Source organism: Bifidobacterium goeldii, assembly GCF_003951095.1.
GTDB lineage: Bacteria > Actinomycetota > Actinomycetes > Actinomycetales > Bifidobacteriaceae > Bifidobacterium > Bifidobacterium goeldii.
The window spans coordinates 274,718-296,081 of sequence record NZ_QXGL01000001.1; the positions used below are offsets into that span (position 1 = coordinate 274,718).

Below are 21,364 nucleotides of genomic sequence, written 5' to 3' on the forward strand. Positions count from 1 at the left end.
ACCTCATTTCCAACTTGGCGCGCACGACACCGTGAGCGTACTGCCAGCATCCGCCGACACCCACAAATCCAAGCCGCCAGGCGGCACCGGCACCGTATCATTCGCATTCATACGCCCTGCACTCGGAGCAAGCCGCGCATAATCCAAATCAACAGACACCGGTTTACCGCTCCCCCGCCACGACACTTGATGCACACCATCCGACACATTCACAAACGACAATCCATTAGGATTCGCAGCGTGAATAATCGGCCAGCTGGGCGCACTACCATGATTTTCCACATGCACACGCCCACCCTTAACCGGAAACACTGCTGCAACACCATGCTTAAATGGCTCCAACACGAGCACAATCGAAAACACCGTGAAACCCATATCTGACGAATACGGGATCGACGCGCCCACATACCCGTCAGCCCACCGATACCCATGATCATCCTCAACCTCCAAACGCACCCGTTCACCAGCGAGCGCGTTGAGGCGGTCTTTGAAGTCGGCGTCTTCGAGGGTGCTGGTGTCGCGTCCGTGGGTGTCGGGTGCGCGACGCCGGTGGCCTTTGAGGGTGACGGTGCGGCGTTTGAGCCGGATGAATGAGGGTTGCCAGCTACCGTGCCATGCGGGGATGGGCATGTCGTCAACGTCTGGTTCGAGGCTGGAATACCAGCCGTCTGACAGGCTGTTGACGTCGAGGACGGCTTCGACGTCTGGCTGTGGGTTGAGTGGGTTGATGTTTTTGGTGGCGGCGTCTACCAGTATGAGTGCATTCGATGGTTGGGTTCGGGGGGTGAGGGTGACTCTCATACGGTGCCTCCGATCCGTTGACGGAATATTTCGAATGTTTTCATAGCGGTTACCGTCGGGTCAGGCGTGCCGGTCACGTTGATTGTGACTTGCACGTTGCTGGCGGGTGTGCGCGCTGGTGTGGTGTTTGCTGTGTTTGCTGGTGAGGCTAGGAGCATGTCGCGTGGGATTTTGCGTTCGTTGAGTAGGCTCATCAATCCAGGACCGTAGTATTCGGTTGCGGCTGCGGATTGTACGAATTCGCCGTTAGCGATTCGTGCGTTTGTCAGCCAGATGGAATCTGACGTACCTGTGCCCGGGCCTGAGACAAGCCCGTTGACGATACCGCCTGACGCATATCCAGGGGTGAATTCACGGCCGGTGTACAGGCCGCCGGTGGCGCCGGTGGGAATATTACCGGTCGCTCCTTTAGGTCGGTATCCGCTCGATGAGTACTGGCCGCCACTTTCATCGACATATGTGCCGTGAATTTGGAAGTACTTGTCAGCGATCTGCATGTTATTCAGGTTTTGAATGACTGCTAATGCTTGACCGTCGTCAGCGGTAATGTACCCGGTTTTCTCATCGATTTTCCACCCGTTGGCTTCAGCGATTTTCTTCCAAAAATCACTGTTGTCGCCGATGAGTTTGCCGGTTTTCTCATCGATTTTCGCACCATTCGCTAACGCTAGAGCAGTGTCGTATGCGTGCTTGTCAAGGGTGAGTGTACCGGTTTTATCATCGATCTTGACACCATTTACGGCTTCGATCGACTTGAGTGCTTCAGTATTGTCACCGGTGATTTTGATTTCACCGTTTGGCAAGTGTTGCACGGTCAATCCCAGGTCAGTCAAGCTTGTTTTCGCATCCTCAACCTTTTGCGGGACCGTGCTGGCCTGTTGTGCGACCTGCTGCAAGCTTTCACCGGTTAGACCGGATGCTTTTGCAGCAGCCTCCGCTGCTTCAGGCGTCATACCCATGGCTTGAGCGATTTCCTCATAGCGTTTACGACCTAAATCAAGCGTCGCGTTCACTTCGTCGAGTGTGGCACCGTTCTCTGCTTGTGCCTGAGCGGCTTTAATCACGCTTTCCGCCAAATCATTCAGTGCGCTCTGATTATCACGCCCCTGCTTGGTATTGAGATCAAGCGTTTTACCATTCTCTTGCACACTCTGAGACGCTTTATCGAACGCGTTGTACATGGCGATCGTCGCGTCCGACTCGGACAGAGCAAAACCGTAATAGGTTTTCAACGCGTCAACCGCTTCACTTAACGCCGCACTCTGCTCATTGACTGCGTCAGTCGTCGCACCAAACGATTCTTCAAGAATCGTACCGGCGTCAGCTGCTTCCGTAGTCGCATCCACATGTGTGGCGAGCGCATCATTACCGGTAAGGAGCGCTGCGGTTTTTTCCATGCTGGCTTGTGCGCCGAGTTTGTCGGCGTCGGCAGCGTTTTTGGCTGCTGCGATAGCGTTTTGATAGTTTGCTTGCTGTTCAGCGAGACCACTGTTGACTGTGCCAGCGGTCGTGTCAAAGTGTGACGCGGATGCGGCGTAATCGTTGAGGGCTTTTTGGATACTGTCATAAGCGTCTTTATCACCCTTGATGGCTGCGATGAATTTCTTGTGCGAAATCCCAGTCTTATCGACTGCCTGCCAGAGATTGTCATACCCAGTGGCCAAGCGTGCGAGCCATGTGCTGGTATTGCTCGAACCAGAGGGGTCGTTGAGTGTTTTTTCGAAATACTCGCTAGCGTCTGACCCATTTTTCAGCGCGTCAGTTAATCCTTCAACTTGCTTTCGCGACGCTTGTGTTGATTGCACGAACACGCCCAATGCGACCGTCGCCGCGGTTAGTGCGATACCCCAAGGGCCGCCGAGAAGGCTTACGACGCCGCTACCAATGCTTTTCAAACCGCTCATTGCCGCCGCAGACGCGCCAATAACCGGAGTGCCAGAGCCGAGGGATTTAAAACTCGCTGCCGCAGTGCTTCCCAACATGGAGAATCCATCTTTTAATTGGGGGGCAGCAACAGCAACCCTTTGCAATGGGTCAATCAATAGGCCAAGTGAGCTCGCCCAACCGCTCGTACTCGAATTCAATGGTTTCAATGCCGCGTGCAATGCGGTCGCACTACCTGCAGCCGCAACCATGAGGATCACACCCTGCTGCACAGGCTGTGGTAGCTGGCCGAACCCATCCACGAGCATATCCAACGTTTGCACCAGTGAGCGCATAGGACCCTGGCCCGCCTCGCCGATGTTGATCATGAGGCTTTCCATGGAACCGGAGAGGTTTTCGAGATCACCTTTCAGGTTATTGTTTTTCGCAGCAGCCTGTTCGGACGCGTATCCTGAATCAGATACTGCATCAGTCCACTGTTGAATACCGTCAGCACCCTCGTTGTATAGGACGTTTGCAGCACGAATAGCATCGTTGCCGAAAATGGTAGCCAACGCCTGGTTGCGTTCTGCTTGGGTCAAGTCACCCATTTTCGTCTGTAACTGGCCAGCAAGGTTTGCGAGGCCGACGAAATTGCCTTGCGCGTCATACGCGTTGATGCCAAGCTCTTCCATCGTATTCGCAGCCTTGGTGGATGGTTTCGCGAGCGCGATGAGCATGGTTTTGAGACTGGTGCCAGCGTCGGAGCCGATCATGCCAGCGTTAGCGAAGCTGGTGAGTGTGCCGACCGTCTCCTGCATTGAAATGCCGAAGCTGTTGGCGACCATGCCGGATTGCTGCAAAGCGTAGCCGAGATCGTGGGCGGAGCCTTGTGCTTTGCCTGCGCCGGCGGCGAGTGCGTCGGCAATGGTGGTTGCGTCTTTGCCGGTGAGGTTGAATTGGGCCATAGCCGAGCTCATGAGTTCGGCGGCTTCGCTCACTTCCATGCCGTCGGAGGCTGCGAGGTTGAGCGCACCGGACAGGCCACCGGCGAGGATGTCGGTGGTGCTCATGCCGGCTTTGCCAAGTTCGTTGATCGCATCAGCGGATTCTGAAGCGGAGTAGACGGTTTCAGCGCCTGCATCGATGGCGGCTTGACGGAGTTTGTCCATTTCGTCGGCGGACGCACCCGTGTTGGCTTGCACGGTAGACATGCTGGCATCGAATTCGGCGGCCATGTTGACTGCAGCGCCGAAGAATGCACTGGCGGCCACGCCGGCTGCTGCGAGTCCTGCAGTGAGGAGTTTAGTGCCGGCGTGAGAGGATTCGAGTGTAGTGGCGAGCTTGTCTGATTCAGCACTGGTTTTGGCCATGCCTGCGCTGAATCGGCTAGTGTCTGCGAGCAGACGAATAGTGATGTCACGGTTCAATCCGCTCATATATAGCCTCCATTAAGTTATGGTTCGATTCGGGGTGTGAGGCGAGTAGTGAGCGCGCCTGCACGATCGTCTTCACCTGGATGATCTTGCTTCCATTGGGAAATAGCGACATTTCGCATAAGCTGGGTTTGGCACACGTCAATGGTGGCTTGCCAGTGGGTGGGCATGAGTGGATCATGGCATTCGTTTGAAGGCATGCCACAGTAAGGGCATAGTGAATGCTCGTATTCGTCTAACGCGAGCATCCATTCGCGTTCTGTAGCATCCCACTCGTTTTCTGCCTGCCATGAAATAACACGACCCATCTCATCGTGTTCGACCATATGCGTGGGCTCCCACCCGCACCAACGCTTATAACTGATGCCCAGTGTGCGACATAAGCGTAGTTCGCTTACTAAGCGTGGAGAATCCTTGAGGCGTTCTCCAATGCGGCTTTTGGGTCAGCGATCCTCGTGTTCAAATCACGAATCGCATACCAGATGGGGCTAATCTGCCCGTCAGAAAGCTCGCCAATAATGTCAGCGATATCATTCACCGGCGTATCCGGCACGGTCTTCACTGTCATTAAGCGGATCGCGTCACGCGTAATATCTTCCACGCGCTGCTTAGGCTGACCGTCTACCACGCTCGTGTTTTCTTCCAACACTTGACGCCACTGCGAGAGCGGTAAAGCCTCCAGTGTGAGATGAATCGTATCCTGGGCGACACTCGCACGCAGCTCATCAATCTCACCGGCGATACGCTTCGCCTCACTGTTCACGCCCTCGGTCACATGCCGCTGTTCAACAGCCGTAAGATCACGACCCAATTGGGTAATACGCTCGGCCGTGTCTTGGTCAAGAATCAAATCAACATCTACTCGTTTACGCTTTACCGTCAGTGCCATCGCATCCATCCTTTTTCTACGCTCGTAATAGTCAATGAGGCCTGCACGCGAGGGTATTCACTCCCGCGCGCAGGCGAACAAATCAGGCGCCAGTCTTACCGGCTGCCGGTGCTGCAATCGCAGCAGTCTCAGACTCCCAGCCGGGAGCCTTCGCAAACAGTGGAATCTTCGAACGGATCATCGTATTCGCATCCGGGTTAATGACCTGTTTTTCACCACAACGCACCGCCACCACAGTCAACTTCTGGCCAGCAGCGAGCGGAGCATCCGTAGCCATACCACGACGGCGCACAATGAAACCTTCATTGTTTTCAGCCATGAGGGTAACTGCCTCGTTCTGATCCTGATGCTCGGTGTTCGTGTTGTCGATCACCTCGATTGAAATGTCGCCAGCGCTTTTACGACCGGGCGCGCCGAAATCCTGCGTAGTGTTCTCACGCTGATCAGACACAGAATCCTGAGACGGGCTAAACGACCAGCCACCCAGCATCACGTAATTGGAAATATCAGTACCCGCGTTGAGCTCATCGAGCGTTGGAGCTTTAATATTCGCAATCGTAGGCACCCAAAGGGTCGTGATATTACCCTCGGCAGATGTGCCGGGAATCTTGGTACCCAATTTCAATGTTGCAGCCATAATGGCCTCCTTTATGAATCAAAAAATGGTGTTACAGCTGATTCCACGTGAAGCGGAATCGCAAGACGCGCACCCGATATCGGCGTGACGTGTCATCAGCAGTCAAACCAGCCGGATATGAACCAGAATCCTCGTACAAAATCAATGGGCTCATCGAATAGCCAGGCACAGGATCAGGAGCGTGACAATCAAGCACAGGAATAAGCTTGTCGTCACAAATCACGTTTACTGCATCATCAGTATGTGAAGCGACGCGCACTTCCAACCGACCGGAATGCGCGGTGAAGCGCATCGCCTCACTGCGAGCATGGTCAATAGTCGTACACGTGGCAATCACCCATGGTGGCATGTCTGCCTCACCCGGCTCACTGTTCTTCCACACGCTGCCAGGCAAACCGTCAGGCAACAAGGCAAGAACCGCGCCCGTCACATCCATCACACTCACAAACCAATCACCTCCCCGATAGCTTCCACACCAGCATCAGCCACATAATCAGCTAATACCGGCACTTCTGCTTCAGCATGCTCGTAAAACTGATGCGTGCCACCGCCTTTCGCGGTACCAAAAAACGCGATATTCGCCAACGCGGATGCGCCACCTTCACGCGGGCTAATATCCGCGTAAATTTGCGTACCAATCGATCCCATGTCATAGCCAATGCTGATACGCTGCAACGCGCTATTAGAGGAGCGTGCAAGGTCTTCTTGCACGCTCTCTTTCACGTTCTGCGCACCCTTTTTCACCGATTTCGCAATCTTCACGTTCGCATGCACTGCAGCGAGCGCGATATGTCTACCGAATTCGGTCAGTTCACTTGCGTCGATACCGTTACTCATTGCTGTTGCCTACTTCTTTCACGTTCCAGCGTTGCGCTGTTGCATGTGTTTTTTCGGATTGCAGGTTGAGCAGACGGTATCGGCGTCCGATCAGTGTCGGGTCAGTGGCTTGGGTGATTTCAGCCACGTCACCGGGCAATAATCCTGTAGTCCCGTAGGGCAGGTGAAGGTACAAACTCCATACTGGGGTGACTGCGCCGAGTGCTTGGACGATACCGCCTTCAGTGTTCTCGGCTGCTAATCCGCCCGATGTTTGTACCTTGCAGCGGCCTTCGTAGAGGGAGGTTTCTGGTACAGTCACTATGCCGGTGTCGCGGTCGGTGACAGGAGGGCTATGTCGGATGATCTGGCATTCGTCCGTCATCAGCGATTCCGCGTACCGGCGCAATCGTGTCAGACTTGCAGGTTTGAACTGTAGGCTCATCCGGTCACCCGCGCTTCTAAATATCCGTGGCATGGATCCTCGAACCAACTGGGATTCATGTCAGTGCTGGGTAGTTCGTTGCGCGTTGTGGAGATGACGCCTAATCCGCCGACTAATGGTGATTGGTCGGCGACGAGATCATCCAGCGTCTGCATTTCGGATGCGGTCAGGTACAGGCCAGCCTCATCGACCTTTCTGCTGCCACCGTCCATACCGTCGTCGATCTGCCGCGACCATGATGTTTCGCCATCTGGGTTCTGGTAGAAGCGTCCCGCACAGGCGAGGCACACGTCTTCCAAGTCCTCCGGCAGTGGGTTGATGAGCTCGTTGTTCTCATCAACCCAGGTGCGTTTCGTGTATCGGCGGATGCGATTCGACGCGGCACGTAGGCAGCGTTTCGCACGTTTCACGTCCTTATCGTCAGTGATGTCCTCACCAAGCCATTCAGCCAACGCGTCCGTGTCAGCGAACGAAGGCAGTGCGGTGACGGCCATGGTCAGCCTCCTTACGCGGTGGCAGTGGTCACCGTGACTGGACTGGTCGTGTTGTTCGTCAGGGTGAGCGTGCCACCGGTAATCTTGCCGGACGCGTCCGCGGTCAGCGCAAGGCTCTTCACGCCGACGCCGGCCGCACCGTTAGTACCGTTCGTGCCAGCTTTGCCAGGTGCACCAGCCGCTCCAGGGTCGCCTTTTGCTCCAGCTGGAATGCCCAGAGTGAGCACACCGTCGGCAAGTGTCGCAGTCGGTGTAGCACCGGCGGCCAGGCCGGTCGCTTTCACGGACGTGATCGTTCCACCGGACGAACCGGCGAGATCGACCGGATTACCGTCCGCGTCGAACACGGCAAGCTCGCTCACGCTCTGACCGTCGATCACAGTCGGCTGGGAAACGAATCGAACCTGCTTAGCCATCACGCACCAGCCTTCGGGACAATGAAGCCAGCCGGGTACTGGGTGCCCTTCTTCGCGACGCGAGTCATCGGGTTGGCAACAGCGAAACCGACACGCATGACTACACGCAATGCCTTAGCATCCTGCTGCATGAGGTTGTAGATGACCTTGCCGTCCGCGTCGGAGATAACGCCCTGATCGAACAGCTGATACGTCATATCCTGACGGACACCGACCACGAACTTCGACCAATCCGCAGCAAGCAGCACAGCCTTTGTCGGATCCCACGCACCATTCTTGACCTCGTTGAGCGGATAACCGTACAGGTTAGACGGAGTACCCTGTGCGAGACTCGGCTGGTAAACCGGCTGACCGTTCGCGTCACGCAAACCAACGAGCTGCCAGTTCAAGCCCGGCTGGCTAGCAAAACCATTGACAGCGAAACCTTCCTCGCTGACCTTCTGCGCAAGCTTGGCAACATCCTGCGCAAGATCAGTGCCAGTACCCTGCGTAATCGTGTTATTAGCCTTGGTCGCACCCGTGAGAATGTCATCACCCCAAGTGGCGGGCTTGTCAACACCGAAGATACCCGCACCGTCGATCTTACGACCGAACGCCTCAGCAATCAGCGGCTTGACCGTGTTCCACAGGTTGATCTTCGAATCATCCACGACCGAATCGGGGATCGGAACAATAACCGCGAGCTCTTCCGCAGTGATGTTCACATCTTCCCAACCGGTCTTTGACGTCTGCTTGAGAGCACCCTCCTGCACCCAATAGGCCTCCGGCAAAGTAGCGAGCACCGGCTGCGTCTTCTTGCGAGCGCTCATCGCCGTACGCTTCGCACGGGTCAGCAGCACGGAAGACTCCGGCATGGTCTGGATGATCTCCTGACTAATATCATCCGGGATGAGCGCGCCGCCAAGATCGGCGCGGCCGATAGAACTGGTGAAATTGTCTGCCATGATAGTTTCCTTTACTTGTTAGTCAGAGCGTCACGCAGCCAGTCCCCGCCATCACTGTGATGGGGGTCACTGCCGCCAGTCAACGGCTTGCGCCGCTCCGATTCGATAATTGCCTGTCGTGCTGCATTCTCCGTATCCTGTGCGGGGATGCGCGCCGCGAGCTTCGCGGCCTTGTCTGCGATCTCCTCCGGCGTACCTGCACCAATGAGATCAAAATCCTGTTGGGTTAGCTGCGGGTATTTCGCGCGGGCCTCAGCCCACGCCTTTTCCACGTTGACGGACGCGAGCTGCTCGCGTACCTCTTTAAGGTCACGCTGCATCTTCTCCTGCTCAGTAAGTTTGGCATCCTCAAACTCACGTAGTTTCGCGCTAGTCGTCTCATTCACGCTCTTGAGCTTCGAGTTGTCGTCGCGTAGATGCTGGATGAGATTCCACGCCTTCTCCGGATTGAACTCTTCGCCGTCGCGCTCCCACGGAGGCTTCTGACCGCCATCCGCGTCGGACGGCGTCTGCGCGCCGGATTCGCCGGCGTTCTGGGTCTGGTCTTCGATGTTCTCGTCAACCATGGTGTTTTCCTTTCCGCCCGGCCTGCGGGCATAAAAAAACCACCATGAACTTCATGGTGGCTTGAAAAACTCAGTGCGAGAACTACCTCGCTCGGTTCTTTTCCAGTAGGTCAAGGTAACGGTGAATCACCGGGTAATCCGAATCCTTGGCTAATTCATATACTTCATCCGGGAATCTCGCGTACAGTTCCGGATGCGAGTATGCCACGTCAAGCATGCTGGCTATGGCATATTCCGGTTCTCCGGCCGTAAGATCGTCCGAAACGTAATCTTCAATGTCTTCGTCAACGTTTTTGACGACTTCAAGACAACGCTTGGCGAGTGTGGTCAGTTCTTCCAGCGTCACTTCGCCTTCCTCCATTGTTTCGAACGACTGGGTTTGACATCGATCTTACCTGTAGACGTATTCTTAGTCACGCCATCGCCCCCGACCGGATACGCCTGGTCGATGACGTATTCGCCGTCGGCCAGATACGCTTTGACTTCGACCTGTACACCGTCGACGGTCTTGCCGAACTGGTGCAGCGCTCGTTCATTTGGGGCGGGTCTAATCCAATCAGGATCGGCCATAACACGTTGGATAGCTCCAAGGATGTTGTCTTCGGACCATGATTCCGGGAACTCGGTCTTGCCGAGTACTCCCGTACCATACATGTGTCCTCCGCGCTTGCCATCGCCCTCGCCGTGAAGGATATGGTTGATGATCTTCTCATTCGGAGTTCGCACGAGAGAGGACCGCCTGACGGCGATCTTGCGTTCGAATGCGGCATCTCTGCGTTGCTTTAGCGCTGCGGGAGCGTTCCTTCGCGCCGTGGAGTCACGAAACGATCCGTTGCGGCGCATGAGTGGCAGCACAGTCTCCGCGGTGCGCGGCGTCTTGTCGGGCAGGCTTTCAGCGGCGCGATAATAGTCGTCGATCCACTGCTGCTCCTGTTCGGTGGGTTTCCAATCGCCGTAGACGACCTCGATGGTACACCCGCAGTGGGGATGGTATTTCTTGCCGTCGGACGCACGCAGCAAGGCCTTCTGTTCGCTCGTGTAGACAGGGCCGCGGGTGACGAGCATCGCACAGAACGCGCACGGGTCACCGTCCGAAACGCGCCGCCAGCCAATCGCACGCTGATCCTTTTTCGCCCAGTGTTCAATCGTGATGCGTCCACCGGTGAGCACGGCTTCGTGGAAGATGCCGAGAAACAGACTGCGCGCGGCCGCATACGCTGCTTCCTGTGTCTCACCGCGAGCGATGTGCCATAAGACGTTCGTCGCACCCGTCCAGTCGATCTGATCAGCCATGCGTTTACGGTCGAAACGTGGCATGGCCGTCTCAAACGAACCGTCACCGGTCTCCGCTTCACGGAATTGCGGTAGGTACGCGTTCGCGGTCTGAGCACTGATCTTCCACCATGTTTGCAGCAGGTTGAGGATTGCGTTCTTCCAGATCGGCTGCGATCCCTTCAGATCGTTCAGGTCGAGCGTGGAATCCCATATGCGTCGCGCTTGACTGTCGGCGGTGATCGCCAGCCGCACTTGATCGCGCCGATGCTTATCGGTTAGCAGGGCTCCGCTACGAGTCTGAGCCATCGGCCACCGCCGGGTTCAACTGCGCTTGATACGCTTGCACGGCGAGCGCGTCGGCGTCGGGGTGCGCGTCAGCGTATTCGCGCCAACTATCGGCACGAGGCTTAGATACGCCCGGAATCATGTCCCAGAGCATCTGCTTGGGTACACCGAGCATTTGCGCGGCTTTGCCGAGCGCATCGACAGCCTGGTTGATCGTGCGCACATCCGTGTCCGCCCAGATTGGCGTCAGGTCGAAATTCCTCGCGTCGTCCATGCGGCCTTCGACGGCTGCACACAATCGAAGTACGTCCATGTGGCTAACGCCGAAGCTTTTCTGTCGTTCGTCGCGTTTTGCGTAGAAGCCCGCGCGACTTTCCTCGATGCCTGCGTCGCCGACGTTGACCATCTTGCCGAACGCGGTTGTCGGCGTCTGGGAGACAGCGGCTAGTTCCTCCACATCAGCCTGCTTCGCCTCAATGAGACTGGACAACGTGGTTTCAGGAAGAGTGCCGAACTGAACACCATCACCGCCGGCGAGCAGATCATCATGACGTAGTTGAGCCTTTTTGTCGGCGCGCTGCTGGTCATTGAGCGCACTCATATCTAGGCCGGTGACGGTGCGTACTTTCCAACTGTTGTAGTGCTGGGCGAGTAGCCGGTCATAATTGTCCTTGTTTAACCGGCCAGCTAGAGGAATATAGGGTTCGACTTCGCCGGGCGCGCGCCCTTCAAGATCGAGATCGTTGACGTAACGGACGATCGGACACACCGGATTACCATCCGGGTCAACAGCATTGTGTGCGGTCGCAGCAACGAACCGATATTGGTTGTTGTCACTGCGCTCCCACCGCCATACGCGGTACGCGTCCCACAGTTCGTACACGTCCGGATTCGAGTCGAAATGCTGCACATAGACGAACGCCTTCGGGAACGTGTCTCGAGCGGGGTCACGGTAGACAGCGAAGCCCTCGCGAGGTGAATAACATTCAATGCTTGCACGATTCGAACCGTCCACTGTTTCGGCAGATCGAACGGATGCGAACGCGTACCCGTAGGCGATGGCAGCCTTGTGCAAGGCAACCTGCTTACGACCCATGCGGTTGGCAACCCACGGATGCCAGAACGCACGATTTGATTCCGTATCTTGTTTACCAGGTATGTCGACGCCCTCTAGGTAGAGGGTCTGACTGATGGTAGTAACCACAAGACGCAGCCACGGTGTCACGCCTAAATCGCGCAGCATACGATGTTCCAAGGTAGCGTTCCGTAGCCTGATGGGTTTGGGGTTCCACCGCCACCAACGATCGATGCGGTTCAATGTGGGGATTTGACCGCCATAGCAGGGCAGAATGATCTCACGCAGCGCCTGTTCAGCCTCTTCGGCGGACTCGTAACTGAGCGTGTCTACCATACCTGTCCACCTCCTTGCTTTCTCGTGTTCAAATATTCGCGGCGCATGCCGTATGCGGCGATCGCACAGAATGCGAGATCAATCTTCCGCCGGCTCTCGCGCCCTTCCTTGGCGATACTCATGCCCGCTTTTGTGGGCTGGCGACGAGCGTTAAGCATATGCGCTCGTAATCGCGCGTCACCATCGTGCGGGAACGTCTTATCGCAGATGGCCGTATATGCTTGATCGACGTATTCAACAAACCGTTTCTGCGTATCAAGACGAACCATGTCAAACATGACCGCGTGCGCATCACGACCGGATGGCCGCGCCCACAGCTTCAGCCGTCGCCCGTAATCGCGATGCCACGCGTCGAATAATGGGTCCCAGTAGTGCAAACCAGTCTCATCATCCAACACGTGCGATGGATCACCCCAGAACGCCATGACCTGATAACGGCTCATGGCCTCGCGCACCGTGTCGTCCACCGATTCACGCGGCACGCGCCACTGCTTACCACGGTCGCCTGGCGGCCGCTGCCACATGCCCAACGGCTTGATAAACCCATCTGACAGGCGGCATGCGACTAGGCCGGTCGCATCATCGGTGAGAGAACAGTCAAGGAACATGACGATCCTTTCCCCGGGCTCGAGCACCAGTTCGGAATGCTCGTTCGCATCCCATTCCTGTGAAGTGACATATGCGTCCTCTGGTGCCTCGCACTGGTTAAACCATTTGCGCCGGGACTCCGAAACAGGATTCTTCGGGTTAATGATTTCCTTGACGATCTTCGTGGTACTCAACCATGTCGAATCGCCGCGCACGTCCTCGACGACCTTCGGGATGCTTTCCTCGGTCATGGGCGTATCCGGTGCGGCCTCGATCGAATCGTAGAGCAGGCCGAAATCCATATATTTAGGGCGCAATCCCTTGTCCGGGCTATTGGGGTCGCCTTGGGTACCTTCCCATGCTTCGCGTACGCGCTGTGCTACAGAATCTTCACCGTCGCGGTACGCGTTGCAGATATCGAGCATCTTCACATTCACACTGTCTTCGGATTTCGCAGCATTACCAGACAGGACACCGTCCATGTCATGCCCACCGTTCGAACTATTCCAGTTCTGCGTTTCGTTGCGGATTAGAAATGTGGGGCGTCCGCCCTCCAACGCGAGCGGCGACGACGTGACCGCTTCGATCTGTCGTGAATCTCCCAACGCGTACATGTTCAGTTTGCCCAATTGGATACCGTAATATCGCCGAGTTTCAGCGGGGATAAGACCAGGAAGGAGTTTCATGGTGTTCTTGGTCTGTTCCTGACTGACAGCACACACCTGCACCCACGCATTTGGCTCCTCGCGGCCAACCGGCTCCCCGTTACGGTCCCAGTGATCAAACGTGAGATCAGCGAAACACGAAGCGACAGCGCCACCGGCTGCCATCGGATCCTTGCCCCATCCTTTGAGCCGCTGTAATACGGCATTGTCGTGCAGAGGGACGCCGCGCTCGTCGAGCGCGTAGAACCACAGCCAGAAACGGGCTTGTTCGAGTGTCCACTTCCATGGCAGGCGACGTTTCGAGTCGCGCAACCAGTAGCCACTCCATGCAAGGAAATTCCAGCCGAGTGTGCGCTCTGGCAATAGCCAATGATTGCCAGCACGCTTCCATGTGGGGCCGATCAATGTCGGGCTTGTGTTCCACTGGCGTGCTGGCTCATGGTCGAGTGCAGCACGATACCAGTTGGCGATCTCACGGTATTCGTCCGCCCGATCGGGGATGAGAGTGGCCGCCCGTTTGGTGAGCAGCCGTGCCATCAGCCGCTCCCGTACGCCGTATGCCAGCGACTGTTGACGACCGCGCGCATCTGGGAGGAACGCTGTCCATCATTCGTGCCGGATGACTCGTTTTCTTCTGGTTCGGGCATGTCGATACGTGCAAGCAGTTTTGCTAAGTGTTCCTCGTCGGCGCGTAGCTGTGCAAGTAACGGGTGGGCGACGATCTGACCTTGGCTTCCTTTGACAATGAGCTGGTCACCGATGGCTCGGCGTTCCCGAACAATTCTGTCGGCGGTGTAGCAAGCTGTCTCTAGCAGTTTATATTCAGCTTGTGTGAACTCCCATTTGGAAGTCAGATCGCGCCACAGGCGCTGTCCCTTACCATCTCGGATGAGGCCGGACGGCATACGATGGGAAGATGTATCTTCAACCATGTGCGAACATCCTCCTTTTCATGTCGTAAGGTCAGGCGAGGCGGGGTATAACGTCGAATAAGAACGTCAGGTTTGCTAGTTTTAGCGGTGAATCACGGAACTTGTGCCCCGTGTAAGTGATGTATCTGCCTTGGGAATAGGCTTCAATGTTCATACCAAGGTCATTGCGTACCTTGATGCCGGTTCGTTCTCCTGTAACCCCCCAGATGTGCAGCCCTTCACCACTGGGGCTGATTTCGATGTACGTCCGACCTTCGACCGGCGCGATGATCATCTTCGCCCAATCGGTCAGATAGCCTCGCGAATCATAGCAATGATCAAGATCGATACATGCGATCCCGTTGCCGAGCGCAAACCCGAGCCCGTCGCCAGCGTTCGAGCTCTCTGCGACGACGAGCGGAGACCAAGTAGAGGGGTCAGTGCTCGATGCGGGGAGACCGTCGACTGTGATTGGCTGCTTGGTGGTCCCATCGCCTCGTGTGATGCGCCGCCAGCGCATCCAACGGTCAGCGAGTGCCATTTCGGCTGGCACTGGCATCGTTTTGCCTCGTCTGTGGGCTGCTTGACGGCATGCGTTGGAACAGTAGCGGCGTTTGCGGCCTCGCCCGTCGCTTTGTTGAATATCCTTGCCGCAGTATTCACATCGTGTCACGTTTTTATTATAACGTAACAGGTGGTAAAAAACGCTGAATAGTCAATAATTGCAACACTTTTGCCAATTTCGTAACAGTTGGTAACGTGTTACGAAATAAAACTGCACATACCAGCTCGCCCAACGCTGCAATGCCCCAAAAACACGTAAAAACAGTCCCCTAAAAGCAGTTTGACACCATCAAGTCAAAGATGACACGGCAGCCAAAACAAAGGTTTACGGCGTACGTATGATCGAAAGTGCTATCCGGCGGTTTTTAGCGATTAGGCCGGGGAGTCCCCTCCCACCCGGCTTGCCGATTATTCTAGCATTCCTGGAAGTCTTTCCTTCGGGTGTAATCGTTGTTTTGCTTTCATATGATTGCGTTCTGCGTTTTCTTGTTCGGTTTTCGCTTTGTGACAAGCGTGCGACAACCATTGCAGATTGTCGAAGCTATGGTCATCGCCTTGCTTGATGTGGTCACAATCCGTACCAATGCCATTGCATTCAGGCGCATGATGTTGAGCTTGACATCTGTTGTGCGCGCGATCGCGAACGACCTGCCGCCGCCATGCCCAATCGGTAGGAAGTCGAGCAGCCCGGTCGCTATTGTTCCACCTAATGCGCTTGTTTCTCATGACATCAACATCCCTGAGAGCACGAGGCGTCGGGGATGATCGTCCACGCCAGTACTCCAAACAATCGTTTCAACACAAGAACGGCGCTCGCAATCGCGGGCGCCGTTTCTTGTTATTCCCACTAGTATCAGAACTTATTTATTCGCTATCACGTTTCCATCGATCAAGCTCTTCGATGAGATCGTTTTTCTGCTCTTCTTCGATAGTTGCCATGTTTTTCCTAAATAACAAGCAGAGTGCTGTAGCAACTACACCCCCAGCAAGAAAGGCGATCATTACTATTTCCACCCACCGAGGAGCGCCAACTGTCTGATAGAAGCCAACTAGTCCAAATACAGCGGATGTAATTAACCCAATGGATGCACCTAGAATGGTCTCATTCCACGGGGCGACAAGATGAAGATGCATTATTCGCCGTTTTAAACCATCGATTTCACTAGATAACACTTCAATCACCTCTTCGTTACGTCGTTTAGGGTGAAGTGTCATATTAGCGGCGTTCGACGTTGACTGTGACCTCAGTCCATCACCGTAAAGACCACCATCACTCAAGGTTCTTGCCACCATTCTCGGGACGCGGCACATCTGGATCAACCGCATTAGCGACAATGGAATTGAACAGCATCGTGTATCCACAATTCACACAGGTAACTGGAGTAACCGGGAATATCCGACCTCGATCATCCGAATTGGTGGGCTCTCCATCAGTGAATCGACGAAGACTATACACGGCTCCAACCACCCATGAGTTTTCATGACAGATCGGACATTCTCTAGGATTGGGCCATTTCTTGAGAAGATAATCAAGAGCAGCAGACACTTGCTTAGTGGAATTATTTTCGACTGGCATACGCCAATCATAAAACAAGATCGCATGGCATCACCCTGAATGCCAATCGAATAATGATGCCATGCAATCAATACATGATGCCGCGAAGGTCATCCCATGCCCGTGGGTATGAAAATGACCACTGTAGACATGTATACGGTGACAAAACTGCTTTGTCAAATATCGGTGACAATCACTCTTTTTTACGATTCAATTCCTGCCATATATCCCACACGAGATAAATCGGCGCTCCACTATCCGGGGCGGCACCAACCGGCTGAAGCCGCCCGCGCTTACCCCACTGGGTAATTGTATTCCGCTTCACCTCAATGCCCCACGGATTCAACCACCTGACGATTTCTGCCGCAGTGCCTCGCACGCCACCGACTGCAAGCCGCGCCATACTCGCCCGAGGCACTTCTTTGATCTTGGATTCCTTCCCACAGCGCTCGCATGCTGTGTATCCGCCAGCGATTTCGAGCGGTGTACAACGTAGCTCACACCCGCACTGGGGGCACCAGCCGATCATTTTTGTGTCCGGTGGCGGGTCAAGCGTACGAGCTAAGCGCAATACCGCCTTATCGACTAAAGCGCTGATCATAGGCCAATCGGTGCGTGATTCCAGTCGGCCGGGATTAGCGAGTAAACCCTTGATGAGATCGGGCACGATCATCGCGTGATGCGCGTGCAAGCCAGCAGCAGTAACCATCATATTTACGAGCTTTTCGATATCCTGCTGTAACTGCCACGCGCCAACATTCAACGGCAATGGTGCGCTAGAACGCGCGCCATGCCCGCCAGTGGAATGCACGACGGACGCTTTACGCGCGGCAATCAGACATAAGGGTGCCCACCCGTCTTTTAGAGTGCGCAAATTAGTGTAGAAGCGTGTGCTGTCGACCATGATTGCCCCTTATATGCTGGCTGAGCTAGACTGATTACTGTCGCATAATCGCCTCAGCCCCAAGGGTTGGGGCTTTTTACTTGAGCTTGCGCAATGGGGTGCGCCAAATTTTCTCGAAGGCTTTCACGTCTTCGTCTGAAATGCTAGTAGTAAAAGGCTTACCCGCAGGATGCGGCTTACGCGGTGGACGAAAAGGCGTATCAGAAACGCGGCCTAGCCGGCAATCATGCTCGGCAAGATACTGACCATCTGGACTAATTCCCTTATCTCCACACACGTCAATCAAAGTAGGTTGCGCATAATCCACATTCCAGCGGATTCGCGTCAATCGCTTCTTAAGGATGATTGCGATCATGAGGTCGTCGCCTTGGATAATGCCCGCATCATACGTGTCCCACACGCCTAATTGTTGGACGATCACCCACCTGCCGCATCCCTCGCACACGCAGGCTTCTAATTTCGCAAGATTGCCCGGCGGTGCAAAAATACGCAGCCAAGATGGCTTATGCTCTTTCGCCTTCCGCCTCATAGATCATCGTCCTCATCGTCCTCATCGTCTTCATCATCTTCTTCATCGTCGCTTGAGGCAGCCGCGTACTCTAATATCGCTTCCATCCAATCTACCAAGGCTGAGAATACGAGGTCCCGCCAGCGCTCATCTTTGATAAGCCTCGGATGTGCTGTAGTCGTATTCGGCATGTCCGGGCCGCCTGTCAGCGAGCCAAGATCAATCGTCACGCCGTCGCTTCGTAATAATTCGATACGCAACTGGCGCGGATACACCATATTCGAGTCAACAACCTGCTGAATCATAATTTCCCCCTTTATCCCCGATCGGATTTTGCTGCTAGTCTTCGAAGCTCATGTTTTCGAGATGATCAATGATTTTGTGGCACACTCGGTCCAATGCGATTTTGAGATCGCGCGCACGGTAGCCATATGGCTCACAAGGCGTAGTAATCATGGGATGCCACATATCCCATTGATCCACGTCAGCTGAGGCGAGTGGGATTGAATGATGGTATCCACGCTGCTCGTCTACCGCATGGTATGTGATCGTGACATATTCGCGCATACTCATTGCACACCTCCGAGCCTCAAGCAGGTAATAATCCAAGCCGCCCACGAGCCACTGGTGAGAATAGTGATAAGCAGTCCAGCTAGGGGACTCCACTCATCGCAATCGCTCTCACTGAGGACATGCATTAAGAGTCGTAAGCCGGTAATTATCAGACTGATATTGAGGACGAGCCAGACGAACATTCCTATAGCAAGCCACAAATCGCTCATAAATCACCTCTTTCCTTGGTGGCGTTTGATAGATTTCCAAATCGAAGCAAGCTCAGCATCCTGCAAGCCAGACGCGTGACCACGCTCATACAAGTCGCGCTCAATCTGCCGCTCATTATCGGGATGATGCAGGAGCCTGCCGTAAGCCCACGCGTGCAACGTATCATTCCGCGCACCCTCCGGTATAGGCGTCATATCCGGGCGACCGTTCGATGAGCGTCGCAGCGGATTCGGCTCGCGCATGACATCATCCACGCTAAAAACCTGCTGCACAGTAGCCGCCTGCTGTGGCTGGTCCATAAACTCTTTCTCGAGAAAACGCAGCATAGCCGGCGTCGCCTCTGGAATCACATCCATCTCAGGCATGTCACAAATCTGATATTTACCACCATTTGCCACGCTACCCGGTCCAAGCACGTAGCCTTTACCAGCTACGCGTAGGTCAATAGGCATCATGTCCGGGTGCACCGCATTCTTCAACCGGCTAATATCAAAATCAGCAGGCAAACGATAATACAAGTGCAAGCCATGCGGAGAACGCACCGCCAGAGTGGACGGCAGCACGCCAGTATCGTACTTGCCAATCTTGGATTACAAAACCTGGAAGCCATGCGGCTGGCCTTCCTGCTTCGGCGCATCACAATCGATCACAAAAGTACGCCCCAGCAAAGGCACACAATAACGCGCCTGGTCCAAGCGAACCGTATCGGAAGTGCTGCGATGCTCAAGATCAGCATTCAAGCGTTTCCACGACAAGCTCACTTTCTCATCAACAACACCGTCCTTCTTCACCTTGCCCTCGCATGGAGCAAAACCAACCTGCCCCATACACAAGCCCTCAATTAGTTGCGCATTCTGCCGACAAGAATCCGCCACATCCAACAGCTGCAAAGAATCCACGCCAGGCATAGCCAGTGCATTCACCTCCATACTCGCCTCCTCATCCGGTGCCTCCACGTCAGAATCCAATGCATTCGCGTACACGTCAAAACGCGCACGATCAGCCACACGAGCCACACGCTGCTGCCCGCCCGGCAGCGCAGTACTTGTACTGTTCTTCAACCCCAGCAAGTCAAGAAGAGAATCCGGCAAAGCCGCATGAAACTCATCACGATAATCCTGACGAGACACCACCGGCTGCCCATAACGCTCCTCATTCTCCAAAATCGACGTAATCAGCCAATACGCCTCATCCGAAATCTGACGAGCAGGCGACAAATTCACCAAATCCGGCACATCCGACTCCACCCACAAACGAGCGCTCGCAGCATAAAACGCGGCCGGATGCCTTTTACAAAAGGTTTCAATAGCGTGGTACTCGTCGTAAGAGCGGCCAACAGCTGGGTGCATGTCGATCTTGACGAAGCGACGCCGATCCGATTTTTCTGACGAGTCAGCGAAAGCCATATTTGTCAAGATCACCATGGTCGCCGTCGGTGACACAGTACGATACTTACCACCAGTCACACGAGCCTGCATCTCCGAACCTGTAGACAATGCACGCAACGAAGGCAGCATGCTTTCGATGACTTCACAAGCTTCATCGTCATAGGCGAATGCTTTACCGTCCATCGCATCATTCATACTCTCGCGATTCAGCGTGTAGCCGCCTCCAGAGCAGTATTGAGCCACACTAAAACCGGGAAAAACACGCTCAGAGCCAAGCACACCCATGACAGCCTGACGCATAATCAGCGTCTTACCATCACCACCATGCCCACTAAGCACATAGCTCAGCTGCTTAAACGGCTCCAACCACGGAGTAGCAAACAAACGAATCAGATTACGCGCGGAAGACTCATCATTGGTGAGCCAGCGGGCGATATTCCACGCTTGCTGTACCGCAGCATTACCCATGCCAGTCGGCGGCAAAGTCTGCGTCACCGCAATATCATTCTCACCCCGATACTCCATAAGCTTGCCATTCACACGAATCCACACACACGGATCAACCCGCAAACCACGCTCAACCTGCGGAAACCATTGAGCACGCTTCGCCTCACGCAAAATAGCAGCACTCATATTCGGATTACGCTTACTACTATTCGCATTTGCGCCGATCCCGTACTCGTCTTCGATGCTTTTAATCGGATGCCACGAATTCAAAATCAGACGATCGCCAGGATGATCAGTATCATCCACATCACGCCGCCAGAGACGATCCTGCGACGGACAGTAACGCAAATGATGCTCACGCAACTCCCAAATCGCTTTCTGATACCCCGCATCCACGACCGGACTCTTATTCTTGCCCTCACCATCACAGACGAGCTCAAGATTATGACCGGTGAGCGTGCGAATGATTGTGAAATCGTTCGCCGGGGTGAAAGTCAGGTCAAGCAGTTTAAAACAGCCGAAGAATTTGGCTGGGAGAGTGTCCGTTTCAATCGGCGAATAATCCTTGTATTGACCGTCTAGTGTCATTGAAGATCACCTCGGCAGGTCTTACGTCTTACAGCCCCTAAACAAACACCATTACATACATACTTACTTATATATAGAGTAAAAACAACGTAAGAGTTGTAATATATGGTCTGTAATGGCGTAATACCAACAAAAAAGGTCTTACTTTGGCAAAGTAAGAGTGCGTAAGACACGTAAGACTTGAG

26 protein-coding genes are annotated in these 21,364 nt (G+C 54.7%); all 26 read right to left on the reverse strand.

What is annotated here, in order from left to right; all coding sequences use genetic code 11:
• Nucleotides 1-3: 3 nt before the first annotated feature.
• The gene (locus tag D2E25_RS01265) at nucleotides 4-801 is read right to left on the reverse strand and encodes a hypothetical protein (protein WP_125979238.1); all 798 of its coding nucleotides are present in this window, start codon (nucleotides 799-801) and stop codon (nucleotides 4-6) included.
• A complete protein-coding gene (locus D2E25_RS01270; protein WP_125979239.1) occupies nucleotides 798-4,103 on the reverse strand; it encodes a phage tail tape measure protein in 3,306 nt (1,101 codons plus the stop codon). Before D2E25_RS01270 ends, D2E25_RS01265 begins: the two co-directional genes overlap by 4 nt.
• Before the next feature lie 17 nt (nucleotides 4,104-4,120).
• A complete protein-coding gene (locus D2E25_RS01275; protein WP_241216904.1) occupies nucleotides 4,121-4,426 on the reverse strand; it encodes a hypothetical protein in 306 nt (101 codons plus the stop codon).
• A gap of 71 nt (nucleotides 4,427-4,497) precedes the next feature.
• Nucleotides 4,498-4,989 (reverse strand): DNA primase, encoded by a 492-nt coding sequence (locus D2E25_RS01280; protein ID WP_125979240.1) that lies wholly within the window; start codon nucleotides 4,987-4,989, stop codon nucleotides 4,498-4,500.
• 82 nt (nucleotides 4,990-5,071) lie between these two features.
• Complete coding sequence (locus D2E25_RS01285) at nucleotides 5,072-5,626, reverse strand: phage tail tube protein (RefSeq protein WP_125979241.1); 555 nt, start codon at nucleotides 5,624-5,626, stop codon at nucleotides 5,072-5,074.
• 31 nt (nucleotides 5,627-5,657) lie between these two features.
• On the reverse strand, nucleotides 5,658-6,062 hold the full coding sequence (locus D2E25_RS01290) for a transcriptional regulator (RefSeq protein WP_241216964.1): 405 nt from the start codon (nucleotides 6,060-6,062) through the stop codon (nucleotides 5,658-5,660).
• Between the two features lie 5 nt (nucleotides 6,063-6,067).
• On the reverse strand, nucleotides 6,068-6,463 hold the full coding sequence (locus D2E25_RS01295) for a hypothetical protein (RefSeq protein ID WP_125979243.1): 396 nt from the start codon (nucleotides 6,461-6,463) through the stop codon (nucleotides 6,068-6,070).
• Nucleotides 6,456-6,887, reverse strand: a complete 432-nt coding sequence (locus D2E25_RS01300; RefSeq protein WP_125979244.1) for a DUF6093 family protein — start codon at nucleotides 6,885-6,887, stop codon at nucleotides 6,456-6,458. The genes D2E25_RS01295 and D2E25_RS01300 overlap by 8 nt, the downstream gene beginning before the upstream one ends.
• Nucleotides 6,884-7,381, reverse strand: coding sequence for a head-tail connector protein (locus D2E25_RS01305; protein ID WP_125979245.1), 498 nt, complete (start codon nucleotides 7,379-7,381; stop codon nucleotides 6,884-6,886). Before D2E25_RS01305 ends, D2E25_RS01300 begins: the two co-directional genes overlap by 4 nt.
• 11 nt (nucleotides 7,382-7,392) lie before the next feature.
• Nucleotides 7,393-7,797: a hypothetical protein gene (locus D2E25_RS01310; RefSeq protein ID WP_125979246.1), complete on the reverse strand. Its 405-nt coding sequence runs from the start codon at nucleotides 7,795-7,797 to the stop codon at nucleotides 7,393-7,395.
• Nucleotides 7,797-8,741 (reverse strand): phage major capsid protein, encoded by a 945-nt coding sequence (locus tag D2E25_RS01315; RefSeq protein WP_125979247.1) that lies wholly within the window; start codon nucleotides 8,739-8,741, stop codon nucleotides 7,797-7,799. The genes D2E25_RS01310 and D2E25_RS01315 overlap by 1 nt, the downstream gene beginning before the upstream one ends.
• Before the next feature lie 11 nt (nucleotides 8,742-8,752).
• The gene (locus D2E25_RS01320) at nucleotides 8,753-9,307 is read right to left on the reverse strand and encodes a hypothetical protein (RefSeq protein ID WP_125979248.1); all 555 of its coding nucleotides are present in this window, start codon (nucleotides 9,305-9,307) and stop codon (nucleotides 8,753-8,755) included.
• A gap of 82 nt (nucleotides 9,308-9,389) precedes the next feature.
• A complete protein-coding gene (locus D2E25_RS01325) occupies nucleotides 9,390-9,653 on the reverse strand; it encodes a hypothetical protein (RefSeq protein ID WP_125979249.1) in 264 nt (87 codons plus the stop codon).
• Nucleotides 9,650-10,888 carry a VG15 protein gene (locus tag D2E25_RS01330; protein ID WP_125979250.1) on the reverse strand — a complete coding sequence of 413 codons (1,239 nt, stop codon included), beginning with the start codon at nucleotides 10,886-10,888 and terminating at the stop codon, nucleotides 9,650-9,652. The genes D2E25_RS01325 and D2E25_RS01330 overlap by 4 nt, the downstream gene beginning before the upstream one ends.
• Nucleotides 10,872-12,278, reverse strand: coding sequence for a phage portal protein (locus D2E25_RS01335; protein WP_125979251.1), 1,407 nt, complete (start codon nucleotides 12,276-12,278; stop codon nucleotides 10,872-10,874). Before D2E25_RS01335 ends, D2E25_RS01330 begins: the two co-directional genes overlap by 17 nt.
• Complete coding sequence (locus D2E25_RS01340) at nucleotides 12,272-14,068, reverse strand: terminase (RefSeq protein WP_125979252.1); 1,797 nt, start codon at nucleotides 14,066-14,068, stop codon at nucleotides 12,272-12,274. The genes D2E25_RS01335 and D2E25_RS01340 overlap by 7 nt, the downstream gene beginning before the upstream one ends.
• A complete protein-coding gene (locus D2E25_RS01345) occupies nucleotides 14,068-14,463 on the reverse strand; it encodes a hypothetical protein (protein ID WP_125979253.1) in 396 nt (131 codons plus the stop codon). Before D2E25_RS01345 ends, D2E25_RS01340 begins: the two co-directional genes overlap by 1 nt.
• Before the next feature lie 31 nt (nucleotides 14,464-14,494).
• A complete protein-coding gene (locus D2E25_RS01350) occupies nucleotides 14,495-15,115 on the reverse strand; it encodes a hypothetical protein (RefSeq protein ID WP_241216905.1) in 621 nt (206 codons plus the stop codon).
• Between the two features lie 299 nt (nucleotides 15,116-15,414).
• Complete coding sequence (locus D2E25_RS01355; protein WP_125979254.1) at nucleotides 15,415-15,732, reverse strand: HNH endonuclease; 318 nt, start codon at nucleotides 15,730-15,732, stop codon at nucleotides 15,415-15,417.
• Between the two features lie 138 nt (nucleotides 15,733-15,870).
• Nucleotides 15,871-16,299 carry a hypothetical protein gene (locus tag D2E25_RS01360; protein WP_125979255.1) on the reverse strand — a complete coding sequence of 143 codons (429 nt, stop codon included), beginning with the start codon at nucleotides 16,297-16,299 and terminating at the stop codon, nucleotides 15,871-15,873.
• Nucleotides 16,300-16,754: 455 nt separating this feature from the next.
• Nucleotides 16,755-17,465 carry a hypothetical protein gene (locus D2E25_RS01365; protein WP_125979256.1) on the reverse strand — a complete coding sequence of 237 codons (711 nt, stop codon included), beginning with the start codon at nucleotides 17,463-17,465 and terminating at the stop codon, nucleotides 16,755-16,757.
• Nucleotides 17,466-17,541: 76 nt separating this feature from the next.
• The gene (locus D2E25_RS01370) at nucleotides 17,542-17,994 is read right to left on the reverse strand and encodes a hypothetical protein (RefSeq protein ID WP_125979257.1); all 453 of its coding nucleotides are present in this window, start codon (nucleotides 17,992-17,994) and stop codon (nucleotides 17,542-17,544) included.
• Nucleotides 17,991-18,278, reverse strand: coding sequence for a hypothetical protein (locus D2E25_RS01375; RefSeq protein ID WP_125979258.1), 288 nt, complete (start codon nucleotides 18,276-18,278; stop codon nucleotides 17,991-17,993). Before D2E25_RS01375 ends, D2E25_RS01370 begins: the two co-directional genes overlap by 4 nt.
• A gap of 34 nt (nucleotides 18,279-18,312) precedes the next feature.
• Nucleotides 18,313-18,546 carry a hypothetical protein gene (locus D2E25_RS01380; protein ID WP_125979259.1) on the reverse strand — a complete coding sequence of 78 codons (234 nt, stop codon included), beginning with the start codon at nucleotides 18,544-18,546 and terminating at the stop codon, nucleotides 18,313-18,315.
• A gap of 212 nt (nucleotides 18,547-18,758) precedes the next feature.
• Nucleotides 18,759-19,319 (reverse strand): bifunctional DNA primase/polymerase, encoded by a 561-nt coding sequence (locus tag D2E25_RS10630; RefSeq protein WP_241216906.1) that lies wholly within the window; start codon nucleotides 19,317-19,319, stop codon nucleotides 18,759-18,761.
• A 27-nt stretch (nucleotides 19,320-19,346) separates the two neighbouring features.
• On the reverse strand, nucleotides 19,347-21,179 hold the full coding sequence (locus D2E25_RS01385) for a primase-helicase family protein (RefSeq protein ID WP_241216907.1): 1,833 nt from the start codon (nucleotides 21,177-21,179) through the stop codon (nucleotides 19,347-19,349).
• Nucleotides 21,180-21,364 lie beyond the last annotated feature (185 nt).